Genomic DNA, 14655 nt, shown 5'->3' on the forward strand with positions numbered 1-14655 from the left:
GGACCGCGCGGGGGCCCCCACCCCGGCATGGGGTGCGGGCCACCGCCATGCGCCGCGTACGGCTACCAGCGGTACCAGCGGCCGGTGCCGCCCTTGGGGCGGGCGACGAATCCGAGCAGCCAGAGGACGAGGACCGCGAGGGCTACCCACCAGAGCACCTTCACCGCGAAGCCGACCCCGAACAGGATCAGGGCGAGCAGAAGAACGAGAAGCAGGGGAACCATGATTATCAACCTCCGAAGCGGCTCCTGCCCTCCCTCCGCCCAGTCATGCGCATGATATTTATGGGTTTCTTATGCACCGGACGGGGCAGAAGGGTCCGCCGGATCATCCCGCCGCCCGGGCGAACCGGCCCGGTGGTGACGGCTTCGGCCGGCGCCGGTCCCGGGCGGCCGACGCATCGCCCGGCGCCCGGCCGACCCTGGCCGCCGTGGCGACGTAGGCCTCTCAGAGGTCGTTCCGGCAGCGCGGCCTGCCGACGGTCAGCCCCGTACTACGGTGAACAGCACCGATGTACGGATGCCGACGTGAGCGGCAGAGTCGGCCACCGTCGCAGCGAGCCAGCCGACGGCGTCACAGGACCACTCCGCCAACGCGCCGGAGAGAGTCACCCTCTGCGAGGGTGGACCGTCCCAGAAGCGGTCGTCGAGCGGCGGCGCCGGGAAGGCCGCTGGGGGAACGGCCTCGTCGATCCGGCCGGCGAACACATGCTGGTCCGCAGGGACGATGCGACGGGCGAGCTGTGGCGCCATCACGGAGATCGCCGGGTCGAGGCCGCCGTCGAGGCGCACCTTCACCGGCTCCCGCGCCCCGGGGTCGCACTCCCCGAGCCAGTCCGGTGTCCGCATGGAGGGCACCAGTGCGTACGGCGTCCGAGCCGAGGCATCGATACCCTGCACCGGCAGAAGAACCTGGACGGCGGTGAAGTGCGCGGCGCCGATCCGTTCTGTCGTGTCCTGCGCGCAGCGCAGGGGGGCGGCTCCATCCCGCGTCGTTCATGGCCCACAGCCCTGGCGCTGCATGCGTGCGCTGGCCGGAGGCGTTCACGTCCTCAGAGCCCGCCCTGTCGTCGAGCCAGCCCATCGCCGGCGACCGCTGATGGAACAGCTGGTATGCGTCGCGCTCCGACGCGGGATCGTGCCACGCGTGCGCGACGAGCTCTCCGTAGAGTGCGGCGAACATGGTTCCCGCGGTGCGGCGAGCGGCGGGCGCCACGCCCGGCTGCGCGACGGCGCCCTGCTCCGACATGCCGCTCCCCCTCCCGACGGGACTGGACGACCCACCGCCAATGGTGGCCGACAGAGCCCTTCAGTACACGCGGCAGTTCACTTCAGCCTGGTTCATGGGCTTCTCCCCGGTGCCGATCTCGCCGATCACATCGACGTCCACGTGATTTCGCCACGACGTGCGTTGGGTGTCGCGGCAGTCGCGGCGGGCGACCGTGCGCTGGACGCTGCCGCCCCCCGGCTTGAGCGTCTCGGTATCTCCGAGCATGCCTGCTGCCGCCAGGTGTTGTCGGTGTACCACTCATACAGGCAGGTGCACACCTTGGCGCGGTCGCCGCATTGACCTACAGCGGAATTCGGTATGCGGGAAGTCTCTGGACGGTCGTGGTGCGGGCGGAGCGGTTCAGCAGATGCCGGGCATGCAGCACGTTCCCCGGCGAGCACGGCGGCAACAGCCGCAAAGGCACCCGGGCGAAGACCGTCCTCGCCGATGTCGGCCCGGTGGGGACATCCGCGCCCCGGGACCGGGACGGATCCTTCGAGCCGAAGATCGCCAAGAAGCGACAGAGGTGCCTGACCGGCGTGGACGAGCTGGTCGTCTCCCGGTCCGCGAAGGGCCTGACCACCGCTCTGCGCACCGGTCGAGCCGGATCGTTACCTCAAGTTTTGCCAAGATCCAGTGACACCGCGGCGGCAGCATTCTTAGCTTCCTCGTACACGCGTCTTGACGCTTCTACGTACCCCGCGGTTCCCCGCGCACCGGCGATCCCGCTCCGCGTCCCGCGCCCCCGAGGAAAGAGTTGCAACATGAAGGTCCCCAAGGCTGGCGCGATGGCTGCTGTGATCGGCCTCGCCCTGACCGCCACCGGCTGCGGCGGTAACGAAGGACCCAAGGGGACCCTCTCCATCGGCATCTCCTTCGACCAACCCGGTGTCGGCCTGCGCGAAGCGGCGGGCACCTTCTCGGGATTCGACGTGGACGTCTCCAGGTACATCGCCAAGGAACTCGGCTACAAGCCGGAGCAGATCGAGTTCAAGCGGGTCGACACCTCCGACCGCGAGCTGCTGCTCCAGTACAACGAGGTCAAGTTCGTCGCCGCGACCTACTCGATCAACGACAAGCGCCGGGAGAAGGCCGACTTCGCGGGCCCGTACTTCACGGCCCACCAGGACCTGCTCGTCCGCGCCGACGACGCCACGATCACCAAGGCCGAGGACCTCAACAACAAGAGGCTCTGCTCCACCGCCGGCTCCACCTCGGCGCAGAACATCAAGCAGAGCCTGGCGCCGAAGGCCAGCCTGCTCGAGCTCGACGGCTACTCGGAGTGCGTGATCGCCCTCCAGGACGGCCTGGTCGACGCCATGACCACGGACAACGCGATCCTGGCCGGTTACGCCGCCCAGAAGGGCAACACGGGCAAGTTCCGCCTCGTCGGGCTGAACCTGAGCAACGAGAGCTACGGCATCGGCATCAAGAAGGGCAACCGGGACCTGCACGCCAAGATCAACGCCGCCCTCAAGAAGATGGTCCAGGACGGCTCCTGGGACGCGGCCGTGAAGAAGAACTTCGGCCGGGCCAACTTCAAGCACGAGCCCGCCCCGCAGATCACCTCCGCGAGCAGCTGACGACACCACGCCCCGGGCGTACGCGGACGCCTGCGCGTCAGTTGTCAGGCCTGTGGCTCCACTGGTGCGACGGCGGCCTCGGTATGCCGCTGCGCGGCCGCCTCCTGGTGTGCATCAGGCCGCGTACCCTCGGCCGCGTGCCTCGTCATTCGAAGAAGCCCCGTCGGTTGGTGGCCGACGGGCGCGTATACCTGTGGACGATGCGCCACAGCCACCGGAGGGACCATGACGGCCGGTCTGTGGACTGCCGCCAGATCATCACCCTGTCCCCGCAGCCGGCCGGCACCGGCGGGCCGCTGCGCATCGTCTTTGCCCACGGGCCAGGCCGATACGTCCCTGGCGGGGCTCCCCTCGGCTCCGGGGACGTGGGCTTCACCCAGGGCGCAGACCTGAACCTGCACGAGCCGGGCGCCGTCCGGGCCCTGCTCGACGTGGCACTGGACCGTGGGTGGCAACCGGCGGAGCGGCGGACGGTGGAGCGGCGGACGGTGGAGATCGACGGCTGGCCCCTGCTGGAGGCGGCGGCAGCCGCGCGAGCCGGGAACACCGGCCCCGACTGCCTGTAGGTGGTGACCGATTGCCCGGGTGATCGTGGAACGGTCGACGCCGAACCAACAGGCCAGACCTGTGATCTTCCGGTCGCCGACGATCGCTGCACGGCACACGTTCCCCACGACACGAACAGGATCAGGGATCACGATCCGGCGTCGCACCGCCAACCATGCACGAGGACGTTGTAGCGACTGGGGACGGGCGGGTCGGTTGCTCGGGCCACGACGAATGTGCTCCTCTGTGCTCGGCCCAGAGGTGGGCACCGCACCGAACGGGGAGTCACGAGGCATGGTCCACGACTACGAGGGACGGTCTTCTGCGCTCAGCCGCCGCAGTGTGATCGGGGGGCTGAGGGCGGTGCCCCTACTGGTGGCCGGCTGCGCCTCCAAGAGCAAGAGCGCCACCCCGCCGCCGTCCGCGCCGAGCCCATCGCCTGGCGCGACGACCGGTGGAGACGGCAGCGGCAGCGGCAGCGGCGACCTGGTCGTGATGATCATCCGGCACGGTGAGAAGCCCACCGGCAGCGAGAAGGGCAGGGACGACAACGGCAAGCCGGACAGTCACTCCCTGACCGACCGGGGCTGGGCCCGGGCCAACGCCCTGCCGCGGCTGTTCGCCCCGAAGCCGGCCGCCGGGCTGGAGCGGCCCGTCAAGGTGTATGCCGCCACCGATCAGGGGCCGGACGCCGGAGGCCACCGGATGCGACAGACCGTCACCCCGCTGGCCAGGCAACTCGGCCTGTCCATCGACCTCACCTACGCCGAGTCGAAGGAAACCGATCTGGCGGCGGCCGTCTCGGCGGCCGCCGGCCCCGTGCTGATCTGCTGGGAGCACTCCCGGATCCCCACGATCGCGAAGGCCCTCGCACCGCGCAGCGGTGCCCCCACCTCCTGGCCGGACCGCTTCGACCTGGTCTGGGTCCTCACCCGCACCGCAGGAACCTGGTCGTTCAAGGAAGTCGACCAGCGCCTCCTCGACACAGACGCCTGAGCGGGTGGCTCAGCACGTGCGATCCCGCTCCGCTCGATCGGGCGATGCGCGGCCGAGGTCAGCTGATGCCGACGGCGGCCAGCGCGGTGGTCCCGTCGGTGGCGACGGCACGCTGGGCCGGGGCGAGCCGGATGGTTCCGGCGCAGGCCGCCTGGAGCTGGGACTCGGCCCTTGTCGACGGCGGTGGAACCGCCCGCCTGGTAGCGGGGTTTCGGCCACAGGTTCTGCGGGCTGGTGGGGTTTCCACCGAGGCTGAGAATGATGGGGAGGTGTTCTTGGTCGGCCCGCTGTCGCTTGGCCTGTCCGCGCGTGGACATCCGCGCACCGCATCACCCGCTGTCGCGGGGCGGGGCGAACTCGTCTCGGCTGCCGGCCCGGACATGGATCGGGGCCGTGCGGCAAGAGCCGCGCGGCCCCGATCTCGTTCCTCCTACCTCCGCCCGCCACCCGCGTCAGGCGTGCTCGTTCGCTGCTCGAGGCGCCTTCTCTTCGAGCACGGTAAGCCGCTGGTCTGCGGGCGGTGGTGGACAGGGTCAGGCCGGGTTGATGTTCTCCGCCTGCGGGCCCTTCTGGCCCTGGGTGACGTCGAACGTCACGGCCTGGCCCTCCTGGAGCTCACGGAAGCCGGAGGAGTTGATGGCCGAGTAATGGGCGAAGACGTCCGGGCCACCGCCGTCCTGTGCGATGAAGCCGAAGCCCTTCTCCGCGTTGAACCACTTCACAGTTCCCGTAGCCATATCCGTGCCTTCCAGTCGATGGATGCCTCCCGCACCATGCGGGAGGCGGAGGTGATCGCCCTGGTCCCTGCGGCACAGCACAGCAACAGACCCTCGCCGAAGGCGTGGGCATAACGGCAACGTCCGAACCACGACAGCTGACCCAGACGGTACACGCAGACACACCCTGTCACCAGACCGGAGAGGTCGAGACACAGCAGCACCTCACCCCCGTGCCGGCGGCACCTGGCGCCGGCCGTTTCAGGGCGCGGCCGGATGCTCCTCGGCGGCACGGCGGTATTCGGCGTTGAGCCGCTGGGCCTCTTCAAGCTGGTCCTCGAGGATGACGATCCGGCAGGCGGCCTCGATGGGGGTGCCCTGGTCGACGAGTTCCCGGGCTCGGGCGGCGATCCTGAGCTGGTAGCGGGAGTAGCGGCGGTGTCCGCCGGCGGAGCGGAGCGGGGTGATGAGGCGGGCTTCGCCGATGGCGCGGAGGAAGCCCTGGGTAGTGCCGAGCATTTCGGCGGCCCGGCCCATGGTGTAGGCGGGGTAGTCGTCGTCGTCCAGGTGGCCGTCGAGCGGGCCTGTCGGATCCGGTGCTGTCATGGAACCTCTCTCGAAACGCGTGGAGGGGCCCTGACGCCTATCGCGCCAGGGCCCCGAAGGAACTGCTACACCATCTGCCGACCCTGATCATGCGTCGGCCTTCTGTGTCCGCCGCCTCGACCAGAATGCTGTCGGGGCTGCGGGGATCGCGGTTGCTTGACCGGAGACCACCTCACTATCGATGTCCTGCGGTACCCGGGATCTGCTTCCTCCCGGGCGATCCTGATGGCGTCTCGTTCCTCCGTTCTTCCCTCGGTGATCAACTGCTTTACCAACGGGTACTGCGAACTGCTTGTACTGCGTCCTGCACTGCTGGGTACTGCAACCACTGCGTCAACTGCTTGTACTGCCGCCGGCGGCCCCTGATCACTGCGGGCCGCCCGGTCCGGTGACCAGTCCCGTCGCCGTCCTGCAACCAACCTGGCTTCGAAACTCCGTCACCGTACCGTCATGCGCACTGCAACTACGGGTCTTACTGCCCGGCAGTTCGTCTCTGCCGGGCCCTTCGATCTCTTCGGGCTACGAGAAGAACAATACCGCCATCACCATCCAATGTCTATCTCGGCCAACGTAGATTTACGGAGACTCGCGGATGAGGTAATCGATGCCGAACAGCGCCCACCGAGGAGCATGGAAGCGGTGGCCGCAGGGTTGTCCTCCCCCGGACGGGGCACAAGCACGGGCGGTCCCAGGCGGGGCACTTCAGGGAGCCGGGGGCAGGCGATGGACATGATGAGCGTCCATGTAGGGGCCGCGTGCCCCACCGCCACTACCGCCGACGCTCGTGAGCGAACCCGAGACTTCCTCGAGGTCCCGGTCCCCCCGCTCGGGGCCGAGGCCGCCGACAGAGGTGGCCGTCCACGATCCGAGCCCGCAGGCGCCGCGTTTGCGGACCCCCGACCTGAACCGCGGCACGGGCGGCTTCGGCTGACCCATGGTCGACCGCCTCTCCCGCACCACCCGTGTCACCGAGGCCCCCACAGGCGGCAAGACCGTACGCGCCCTCCTGCCCCGATAGAGCCCGCCGCACCCGCCGCCCACACGGCGATGCTCCCCGGATGAGCCGACCTCGTTGAAGCCCACGAGACGTTCCTCGAGCCGGCCCCGCCTCGGGCCGTCCCGGCTACCCCAGGGCCAGGGCCACCACCGCCTCCGCGCACCCGCCGAGCAGGCCCTTGGGCCGATGCAAGGCCCGGGGACTCGGAAGGGTCACTTCCGGATACCTGGACGACCGCGACCTGGCGAACGAAGGTCAGACACGGGTCGCGAAGAGAGGCCGAAGATCGGCCCCTCGCCTCTTGAACGGTCGAGGCGGCGCCCTGCAGAGGCACCTCTCCTTGGCTATCCAGCGGTGCCCGGGAAGCAGCCAAAGCACAGATCGCCTGGCCGCCTGCGACGGCGGGTGTCCGAGAAGCGGAAGAATCGTTTTGATGAGGTGAGGCCGATCACGGGAAGAGCAAGTCGAATTGGCCGCAGCAGAAAGGCCCCCTCGTGATCCACGCTTCGCTGGTGACCTTCTCTCCTGAGCAGGCAGTGATCAGCTGTGCCTGGTGGGCAGACGGCCGAGCCCAGGGCGACCAGGCCAAGGGACATGCCCGCCGGGCCTTGGAGAGATCAAGGGCACCTTCAAGCACTGAGGCTCCGCCTCAGGCGACGGGTCCGGGACCGCAGCAGCGGTCCCGGACCCGTTTCTCATGTGCCGGGTGCCGGGGCGCCGGTCAGGCGGCGGCGGGCTCGGGGCGGCGCAGCTGTGCCCGGCCGAAGAGGAGGGGCGTAGTCGTCGGGGAGCTGGCCGAGGATGCGGGCGAGGAGGTCGAGGCCGGCGAGGCGGGTGGCGACGGCGAGTACGGCGCCGATGTCCCAGCAGGCGACAGCCGGGCTCACACCGGTGCGGGCTGCCAGGTCTTTGAGGAAGCCCCAGCCGGTGAGGTGCTGGGTGTCGGGGATCTGGGCGGTCAGGATGAGGGCGGCTTCGACGGGCAGCCGCTGGGCGAGGTCGACGCGTTCGTAGCCGGTGAGCTGGCGGCCGAGGGCGGCCAGGACCTGGTGGACGGCTTCCGCGGCACGTTCGCGGGTGGGGTAGGCGCCTTCGTAGCGCACTCGTTCCAGCATCTGGTCGAACGCCATACGCCTCGGGGAGCCGGGCAGCGAGCTCGGCCCGGACCGTCCCGACGAGGTGGGCGCCGAGCAGGGCCAAAACGACACGGGCAGCGCGGTCGGCTTCCTTCGCGGTCTCGTACTCGCCGCGCTCCTGGACGTGGGCCAGGAACGACTCCCTGCGCATCGACATCGACATCACCTCCGGGAAGGGGTGAAGCAGGTCACATGGGGTGGCGGAGGGCGGGTGCCGGAGGGGGATCGACTCTTGCCCGCCCTCCGCCGGCTGCTGGTGCGCTTCAGGCGGAGATCTGCCGGGGGCCGGTGTCGGCCGCGGTGCCGATGCTGATCTTGCGCGGCTTGGCGCGCTCGGCGATCGGGATCCGCAGGGTCAGGACACCCGCGTCGTACTCGGCTTCGATGTGCTCGGTGTCCAAGGTGTCGGCCAGCATGATCTGGCGGGAGAAGACACCCAGCGGCCGCTCGGAGAGTTCCATCTTCACCGAGTCGGCCTTCGCAACCGGGCGGCGCTCCGCCTTCACGGTCAGCATGTTCCGCTCGACGTCGATGTCGATCGCCTCGGTACTCACGCCGGGGAGGTCGAAGGCGATCACGTACGCGTCGCCCTCGCGATAGGCGTCCATCGGCATGACCGACGGCTTCGACCAGGTCCCCGACGCACCCGACAGCTGCTGGACGATCCGGTCCATCTCGCGGAACGGGTCGGTGCGCATCAACATCGCGAAACACCTCCAGTTGGTTCAGGCAGAAACTGCCAATGCGCTTCAACGTGCCACCGTTGTAACATGTCATCGAAACGATGACAAGCAGGCAGTCATCTGGAGGATGACAAGACGACGAGTGTGCCGTGACCCCGGCAGATACACCCCCCGTACCCGTGTCCTTCCACGCCGCCGCAGCGGCCTTGGAGGCCATCAACCGGTCCGTGGAAGAGGCACAGCAGTCCTCACCAGCGACGCCGACCGCAGCACCGCCCGCCGAAGCCTCCGGTCCGCACCCGGCCCTGGCCGCACTGCTGATGCTCCGCGAGGTCCGCGAGCAGCTCGCCGGCTGGGAGAGCGGCCTGATCGAAACCGCCCGCGGGAAGGGAGCCAGCTGGGCCGACCTCGCACAACCCCTGGGCGTCGCCAGCCGGCAGGCCGCCGAACGCCGCTACCTACGCCTGCGTCCCGGCGCCGCCGGAAGCACCGGCGAGGAACGCATCCAGGCAACCCGCAACACCCGCGCCGCCGACCGCACCGTCACCGCCTGGGCACGCGCCAACGCAGCCGACCTCCGACGCATCGCCGCACAGATCACCGCCCTCACCGGCCTCCAGACCGGCGCCGACCACGCGATCGGCGAGCTGAACCTGACCCTCGCCGACAACGACGCCGCCCGCCTGGTCCAACCCCTGGCCGCTGCCCGAGCACACCTACGACCCCAGGACGCCCACCTCGCCGAACACATCGACACCCTGACCCGGCACACCGAGCAACTCCGCCAAAACACCCGTGACCAGCGGAGCGCGTAACACACAACCTCGCCTCCCCCTCACCTGGGCATCCTCACCGTGCGTTCGGGGTGGGCGGCGGTGACGTAGTGCATGGCGGTCTTCTCTGTGATCCCGAAGAGCCTCATCAGCCGGAGGGGGTCTGCGGTTTCGGCTGCCTCGTTGAGGATGCGGTCCTGGCGCAGGCCGACCAGGGTCAGCCCTTGGGGCACGCCGTCTCGGAGCAGGGTCTTGCCGACAGGGGGATGGTCAGGGGCGAGCGCCGATCTCTGGCTGACGATCAGGCGTGGGTTGGTAGACGCAGGCCATCGGCGGTGCCGGCAGTCAAGCCAGTCGGCCGCGGTCTGGTGGGTGAGTTCGTCCAGGTAGAGGGTGTGCCGTCGAAGGCCGCGGCGGATGACGAGGGTGCCACGCGCGAGATCCAGGTCGCAGGTCAGGATCGTGCGGAGCTCGTGGACGGGCACGGCGTGGACAGCGGCCAGGACGAGGACCAGACGCCCGAGCGGCGTCTTCGTCTGCCGCAACGCGTTGGCCAGCAGGTCGCTGGGGATCGGCTTGGGGATCCCCGTCGGGCTGCCGACGCGGGTGCTGGGCGGGATCGCGGAAGACCACCCGTTCCCGCTTCAGCGTCCTGAACAGGCTGCGCAAGGCAAGGGCGAGCTGCCTGCGGGCACGTCCGGAATGGCAGGTCACGGCCGCGTCGACGTGATGCCGGGTGACCTCTCGAAGCGAGAGCACATCGGCCTCTGCCCAAGCGGTGAGCACGGGCTGGAGGGAGGCCAGGTACGGGCGAATCGCGTCGTAGCCGCGGACCTCGCCCTCGTGGCGCCCCCGGCTCCGTAGCACCTTCACCCACTGCCCTACCTCGTCGGCGAGGATCTCCGGCAGCGCGGCGAGGGTGATGTCGATCCACGTCAGATCGACGTCGCGATGGAGGTCGGGGTCCTGGAGGAGGATGCCCCGGTCGCGCAGGAACTGGCAGACGGTCTTGGCCGTGAGATCTGGTCCGTTCCGGGCCAGGTCGTGGATGTCCCGCTCGGAGATGGCGGCTTGGGCGCCGCACCAGTGGACGAGGATGCTCAGGGTGCGGATGTTGCTGTTGTGACTGGGTGACTGCCGCTCGTTCAGAACCCGGCTGAAGTCCTCGACCAGCCGTGCAGCCGTCCCGTTCAGCACCAGTTCGGCCGTGTTCCGCCCTGGAGAGGCGGCAGCAGTCGCGTCCAGTCGCGCCGGATGGCAAACAGCTGCTCCTGCCCGGCAGCGGTGTGCACCGGAGCGAGCGGCAGGTTCCGCGCGGGACGGCTCGTCGACCGGGATCGGCGGGGGCGGTCCAGACCCGCGGACGGCCACATCGATCAGCAGCTGTGTGTACCGGGTGGTGGCGGGCTGGGCGTCGTCGAGGAGACGGTACGGGCGGCAGCCGCGGCAGCGGCCCTTCCGCAGCGGGAGTTCCTGCCGGTGGCAGCGTGCGCAGGTGCCCCGCGTCAGCTTCTCGCGCCAGTGCCGACAGGGCGTGCAGCGGGAACCGTACTGTCCAGAGGGCATCCACGCCTGGCAGTCCGCACACGACCGCGGCGACCTGCACCGGGGTCGTGTGCGGACTGCCACGGTCCGGGGTGGGCGCCGGCTCGCTGGGAGCAGTCGCAGGGGTTCCGGCTCGGAAGCCAGCAGCCCGGCCCGCTGGAGAACGAGGCGGGTGGTGTCGCGGCAGGCGGGCAGGTCCCGGAGGAGCACCTCGGGCAGGAGCCGGGTGCCTTCGGCCGCGCGGACCGCCAGCGCTAGTCGCAGCAGCGCGGCCTTGCGGTAGCGGTTCCCGCGGCTCAGTCCCTGTTCGGCGGCGATCTCCTCGAGCACCGCCTGGGCTTTCTCCCACCCGGGAACCGGCCGGTCCGCGACCGCCCGGACCGTGTCTGCTGTCAGAGTCCTGGGGATCGTGAACAGCGGGATCTGCCCCCATGCGCCCGGCTCCAGCACCGCGGGCCGCTGCTCGGCGCCCGCGCGCTGCTGCTTGAGTCTGAGGTTCCGCACCTCGCTGGTCCGCGGGCCGGTGCCGCCGGCCCGGCTCAGCCGGCGGGCAGAGTCCGCGCGGTCGTGATGGACGCCGACCGTCAGCTGGAGATCACGCGGCGGTGCCCCCTCGATTCCCAGGGCCCACTCGGCGTCGTCCAGCAGGGCCTGGCAGCGCTCACGCAGTGGGTGGAGCGGGAAGGCGCGGACCGGCGGGTGCCCCGGGCGCACGGGGAGGAGATCGCGGTCGTTGGCGACGCGGAGCCGGTGATCGTGAAGCTGGGCGAGTGGGTCTCCAACACCGAGAGCCGGCGGAACAAACTCACCGCCGGCCAGCTCGCTGCCCTCGCGAAGCTGGGCGTGGACCGGGCGTGACAGGCGCCTTCGCGCCGCGCCGACCCGCTAGGGCGGCCTCACGCCAATCCCTCGGGTCGGGGACTTGCAAACCGCGGCGGACGCCGGACGGGGGCCGGCCGAAGGCTGAGCCGTACGTCCCGGCCGGGGTGGCTACATCCGCCGACCGGGCCTGACATACCCGGACCTCCGAGCTCGCCGCGATCGATGAGGACCGGAACCCGGCGACACTGGGGCTCTGGTCCGACAGCCACCGTCCGAGGGGGTAGGCGCCTTCGGTGTGGGGTACGGGACCTCGTGGACTGGCAGCGGCATTACGTTACGCCTACCTCGCCCAGCTCCTGGACGAAGGCGCCCGCCTCTGGCCAGGCGAGGAAGGACAGAACCCGTGTACGCGATGTCCACGGGGTTCTGCGCTGCTTGGCTGGCCGAGCGGGACGTCGACGTTACTTCTTGCACTTGGCCTTGAAGGCGTCCAGCAGAGCCTTGCCCGCATCGGAGTTGTCACGTACGTACACGCTGCCGCTGACGCTGATCGAGGTGCTGCTGGTTGAGATGGGCTCGGTGCCGGTCCGCTTGTTGCGGGTGTCGTCTCCGGCGACCGTCCAGATGATCTGGGACTGATCCTTGTTGAACTCGCCGGTGCTGGTCACGTCCGCCTTGTCGTAGACACCATCGCACTCGTACTCGTGATGCGAGACATTGTTGCCCTTGACGACCAGCTGGCCGAGGTCGGACGTGCCGTTGACGTCCTTGATGTAGTAGGTACCGTCGAGCTTGCCAGCGCTGTCACTGCTTCCGCTGCAGGCGGTGAGTATGAGTGAGCCCGCGGCCAGGGCGGCGATGGATACGGCGATCTCGGCCCGCGTCCTACGTGCAGTCCTGGTGATGCTCATGGCGTTCTCCCCTAGTTCGTAATGAAAGTCGGTTTAAGACAGAAGACCAGTCAAAATAGCCTATGAGTAGGTGACTTCGGCTGACCCGGACCCTCTGTCAGGCGCCTTCTCGGGGGTTGACGAGCCGATGCTCAGTCAGCCTGTCCGGGGGCCGCGGCGGCGGGGGGGTGGAGCGGGAGCGGGCAGCCGTCGCCCAGGCGCGGGGGCCGTCGGGAACCGGGACACCGGGCGTGGCGGTCAGGGCCCGCAGCATGGCACCGACCATGCGGCCGCCGAGTTCACCGGGCGGGCCCTGCGGACGTCAGCCAACGGGCATGACGAACTTCGTGGCTCCGGACGCCGAGCGGAGAGAGCCTCTACTACGCTCGGACATGCGGAAGCCACCCTCAGCTGGGCGGTCACGCAACCCGGCACCGCCGCGCTGAACCCTCGGCGGTGCCACCCTTCACATGCCGCGCGCTCGCGGCCGCGCTCACGCCACGGCGGCCCCTTCCCTCTCGCTCGTGTCCGCGGCCGGGGCGATCGCGAACCAGGCGGTGGGGTTCTCCACGACCAGGCCCTCCTTCACCAGCCGCTTCAACCGGGACTGGGTTGTCTCCACCCGCCGCCCCTATGAGGTGTCAGAGCGCCAGCATCCGTTCACGGCCACCGTCAACTCCAGTGGCCCCGACGAGTCCGGCGGGGTACCGGGATCCGGGACTCCGCCGGGCAGCGCTTCGGACGTCGGCGCATCCGCGGAGTCCACGCCACCTGCCGCAGCCTGCTCCGGCGCCTGAGGTCCGGTGCTGCCGTCGCCAGCGTGATCCTCTCCTGTCAGGGAACGGAGGGTCTCGCGCGTGATCGTCAGGTGGACCAGCCGCTCCTCGGCTGCCGCAACCTTTTCGCGAAGCACGGACAACTCCTCGCGCATGATGGCCTCTTCCGTGTCCAGACGCTCAAAGAGCGACGTCATCGCGGCCCTGCCTTCACCCAGCCGACACCTGGACCCCACGGCACTGGAAGCCCCAGTCATACCCAGGGCGAGCCACAAGATCGCAGAAGGAGACCGCAGATGCTCCCAAACGTCCAAGCCCGCCCACCTCGCGCCCGCTGTCCTTCGCTGACCAGACAACTGCCGCTCGCACTGCAGGCCGCACCCTGTGCTCACAGCAGACGGCGCCAGTTGTCGCAAGTGGCGGCAGAAGATGGGTCTGACCTGCTTCGTTCCCACGCCCCAGGAGACCCGATGTCGGTGACGCCGGATATGTTGCGCCCACACGAGCACAGTGCTGGAGGAGCCATGCCACCTGAGGAAACACCTCTCGCCGCACTTCTGTCCGTCATGCCCGCCCATGACGGTGCGGATGAGCAGGTGGACTGGGACGCGATGCGACGAGCTTGGGGAGTCGGATTCCCTTCCGACTACACAGCCTTCATGGCCACCTACGGAGCTGGGGGCATAGATGACGCGTTCGGCGTTTTCACTCCCGAAGCGACTACACAGGCACCAGACGGCCCGGGATTCGGAAGCATGGCGGGCGAGACCGCCATCATGCGGCACATATGGGCGACCGAAGGAGGACCCGACGGTGTCAGCGCAAGCCCTGATTCCGTCATCGCCTGGGGCAGCAGCTGCGGAGCTGACATCACCGGCTGGGTTGCCGTTGCTGAGGACCCCGACAAATGGCAGGTCATCGTCTGGGAACGGCACGGCTGGCCCCACTGGAAGATCTACGACTGCGGAATGGTGGAGTTCCTCCGCCGCCTGTTCGCCGAGGGCTTCGACGCGTGCCCGCTCAGTGATGCGTCTCTCTGGGGAGAGCCCGCACCGCACTTCGTCCACTGGCGCGAGGAACAACGGCGCTGGGAGTCCGGCATCGACCCCTACACAGGCGAACCCAACCCGTACTTCGGCATGGAGTTCGACTGATCGCGCGTTCCTACCTCCAGCCCCAGCACCCTGCCCCGGGCAAGCCCGGGCGGGGAAGCACGGCCCTGCCTTTAGGCCGCTGAGCCGCGCTGGGCGCTGGGGGCCGGACCGTCCGGGCCAGTCGACGCCCCGCGCTTCGGCGCCCACAAAGCCCACGCCGGCT

At 69.4% G+C, this 14655-nt stretch carries 16 protein-coding genes and 3 pseudogenes; 7 read left to right on the top strand and 12 right to left on the bottom strand.

Annotation, left to right across the window (positions count from 1 at the left end; all coding sequences use genetic code 11):
• Window positions 1–62: 62 nt before the first annotated feature.
• From ACFVXK_RS16565 to ACFVXK_RS16575, 3 genes are all read right to left on the bottom strand, one after another.
• Complete coding sequence (locus ACFVXK_RS16565) at window positions 63–224, bottom strand: hydrophobic protein (RefSeq protein WP_389612256.1); 162 nt, start codon at window positions 222–224, stop codon at window positions 63–65.
• 258 nt (window positions 225–482) lie between these two features.
• Window positions 483–848: a hypothetical protein gene (locus ACFVXK_RS16570; protein ID WP_389612258.1), complete on the bottom strand. Its 366-nt coding sequence runs from the start codon at window positions 846–848 to the stop codon at window positions 483–485.
• 460 nt (window positions 849–1308) lie between these two features.
• Window positions 1309–1494, bottom strand: a complete 186-nt coding sequence (locus ACFVXK_RS16575; protein WP_389612260.1) for a hypothetical protein — start codon at window positions 1492–1494, stop codon at window positions 1309–1311.
• 167 nt (window positions 1495–1661) lie between these two features.
• On the opposite strand from ACFVXK_RS16575, the pseudogene ACFVXK_RS16580 reads away from it, so the two are divergent.
• The 4 genes and pseudogenes from ACFVXK_RS16580 to ACFVXK_RS16595 form a co-directional block, all read left to right on the top strand.
• Window positions 1662–1853, top strand: a pseudogene (locus ACFVXK_RS16580) (transposase); the annotation flags it as partial.
• Window positions 1854–2033: 180 nt separating this feature from the next.
• The gene (locus ACFVXK_RS16585) at window positions 2034–2852 is read left to right on the top strand and encodes a glutamate ABC transporter substrate-binding protein (protein WP_389612318.1); all 819 of its coding nucleotides are present in this window, start codon (window positions 2034–2036) and stop codon (window positions 2850–2852) included.
• A 137-nt stretch (window positions 2853–2989) separates the two neighbouring features.
• The gene (locus ACFVXK_RS16590; protein ID WP_389612262.1) at window positions 2990–3418 is read left to right on the top strand and encodes a hypothetical protein; all 429 of its coding nucleotides are present in this window, start codon (window positions 2990–2992) and stop codon (window positions 3416–3418) included.
• 274 nt (window positions 3419–3692) lie between these two features.
• A complete protein-coding gene (locus ACFVXK_RS16595) occupies window positions 3693–4394 on the top strand; it encodes a histidine phosphatase family protein (protein WP_389612264.1) in 702 nt (233 codons plus the stop codon).
• Between the two features lie 533 nt (window positions 4395–4927).
• Here ACFVXK_RS16595 and ACFVXK_RS16600 read toward each other — a convergent pair.
• From ACFVXK_RS16600 to ACFVXK_RS16620, 5 genes and pseudogenes are all read right to left on the bottom strand, one after another.
• Window positions 4928–5131: a cold-shock protein gene (locus ACFVXK_RS16600; protein ID WP_019072426.1), complete on the bottom strand. Its 204-nt coding sequence runs from the start codon at window positions 5129–5131 to the stop codon at window positions 4928–4930.
• Window positions 5132–5371: 240 nt separating this feature from the next.
• The gene (locus tag ACFVXK_RS16605) at window positions 5372–5716 is read right to left on the bottom strand and encodes a MerR family transcriptional regulator (protein ID WP_384583095.1); all 345 of its coding nucleotides are present in this window, start codon (window positions 5714–5716) and stop codon (window positions 5372–5374) included.
• A 1718-nt stretch (window positions 5717–7434) separates the two neighbouring features.
• A pseudogene (locus ACFVXK_RS16610) lies at window positions 7435–7843 on the bottom strand (DUF2267 domain-containing protein).
• Window positions 7836–8006: pseudogene (locus ACFVXK_RS16615) on the bottom strand (DUF2267 domain-containing protein); the annotation flags it as partial. The pseudogenes ACFVXK_RS16615 and ACFVXK_RS16610, both read right to left, overlap by 8 nt.
• 106 nt (window positions 8007–8112) lie before the next feature.
• Window positions 8113–8553 carry an Hsp20/alpha crystallin family protein gene (locus ACFVXK_RS16620; RefSeq protein WP_389612267.1) on the bottom strand — a complete coding sequence of 147 codons (441 nt, stop codon included), beginning with the start codon at window positions 8551–8553 and terminating at the stop codon, window positions 8113–8115.
• 158 nt (window positions 8554–8711) lie between these two features.
• Between ACFVXK_RS16620 and ACFVXK_RS16625 the strand changes: the two genes are divergently transcribed.
• Entirely contained in the window at window positions 8712–9347 is a 636-nt protein-coding gene (locus ACFVXK_RS16625; RefSeq protein ID WP_389612269.1) for an HSP18 transcriptional regulator, read from the top strand.
• 20 nt (window positions 9348–9367) lie between these two features.
• On the opposite strand, the gene ACFVXK_RS16630 is transcribed toward ACFVXK_RS16625, so the two are convergent.
• Window positions 9368–9850: a hypothetical protein gene (locus ACFVXK_RS16630; protein WP_389612271.1), complete on the bottom strand. Its 483-nt coding sequence runs from the start codon at window positions 9848–9850 to the stop codon at window positions 9368–9370.
• A gap of 1570 nt (window positions 9851–11420) precedes the next feature.
• On the opposite strand from ACFVXK_RS16630, the gene ACFVXK_RS16635 reads away from it, so the two are divergent.
• Complete coding sequence (locus tag ACFVXK_RS16635; RefSeq protein WP_389612273.1) at window positions 11421–11708, top strand: helicase associated domain-containing protein; 288 nt, start codon at window positions 11421–11423, stop codon at window positions 11706–11708.
• A gap of 425 nt (window positions 11709–12133) precedes the next feature.
• On the opposite strand, the gene ACFVXK_RS16640 is transcribed toward ACFVXK_RS16635, so the two are convergent.
• The 3 genes from ACFVXK_RS16640 to ACFVXK_RS16650 all read right to left on the bottom strand — a co-directional run bounded on the left by ACFVXK_RS16640 (window position 12134) and on the right by ACFVXK_RS16650 (window position 13535).
• Window positions 12134–12583 carry a hypothetical protein gene (locus ACFVXK_RS16640; protein WP_389612275.1) on the bottom strand — a complete coding sequence of 150 codons (450 nt, stop codon included), beginning with the start codon at window positions 12581–12583 and terminating at the stop codon, window positions 12134–12136.
• 472 nt (window positions 12584–13055) lie between these two features.
• The gene (locus ACFVXK_RS16645) at window positions 13056–13184 is read right to left on the bottom strand and encodes a hypothetical protein (RefSeq protein WP_389612277.1); all 129 of its coding nucleotides are present in this window, start codon (window positions 13182–13184) and stop codon (window positions 13056–13058) included.
• 9 nt (window positions 13185–13193) lie between these two features.
• Complete coding sequence (locus tag ACFVXK_RS16650) at window positions 13194–13535, bottom strand: hypothetical protein (RefSeq protein WP_389612279.1); 342 nt, start codon at window positions 13533–13535, stop codon at window positions 13194–13196.
• Between the two features lie 273 nt (window positions 13536–13808).
• Here ACFVXK_RS16650 and ACFVXK_RS16655 point away from each other — a divergent pair, with 273 nt between their 5' ends.
• On the top strand, window positions 13809–14492 hold the full coding sequence (locus tag ACFVXK_RS16655) for a hypothetical protein (protein WP_389612280.1): 684 nt from the start codon (window positions 13809–13811) through the stop codon (window positions 14490–14492).
• The last annotated feature ends 163 nt before the right edge of the window (window positions 14493–14655 follow it).

This window comes from Streptomyces sp. NPDC058157, assembly GCF_042884105.1.
In the GTDB taxonomy this organism is placed as follows: Bacteria; Actinomycetota; Actinomycetes; order Streptomycetales; family Streptomycetaceae; genus Streptomyces.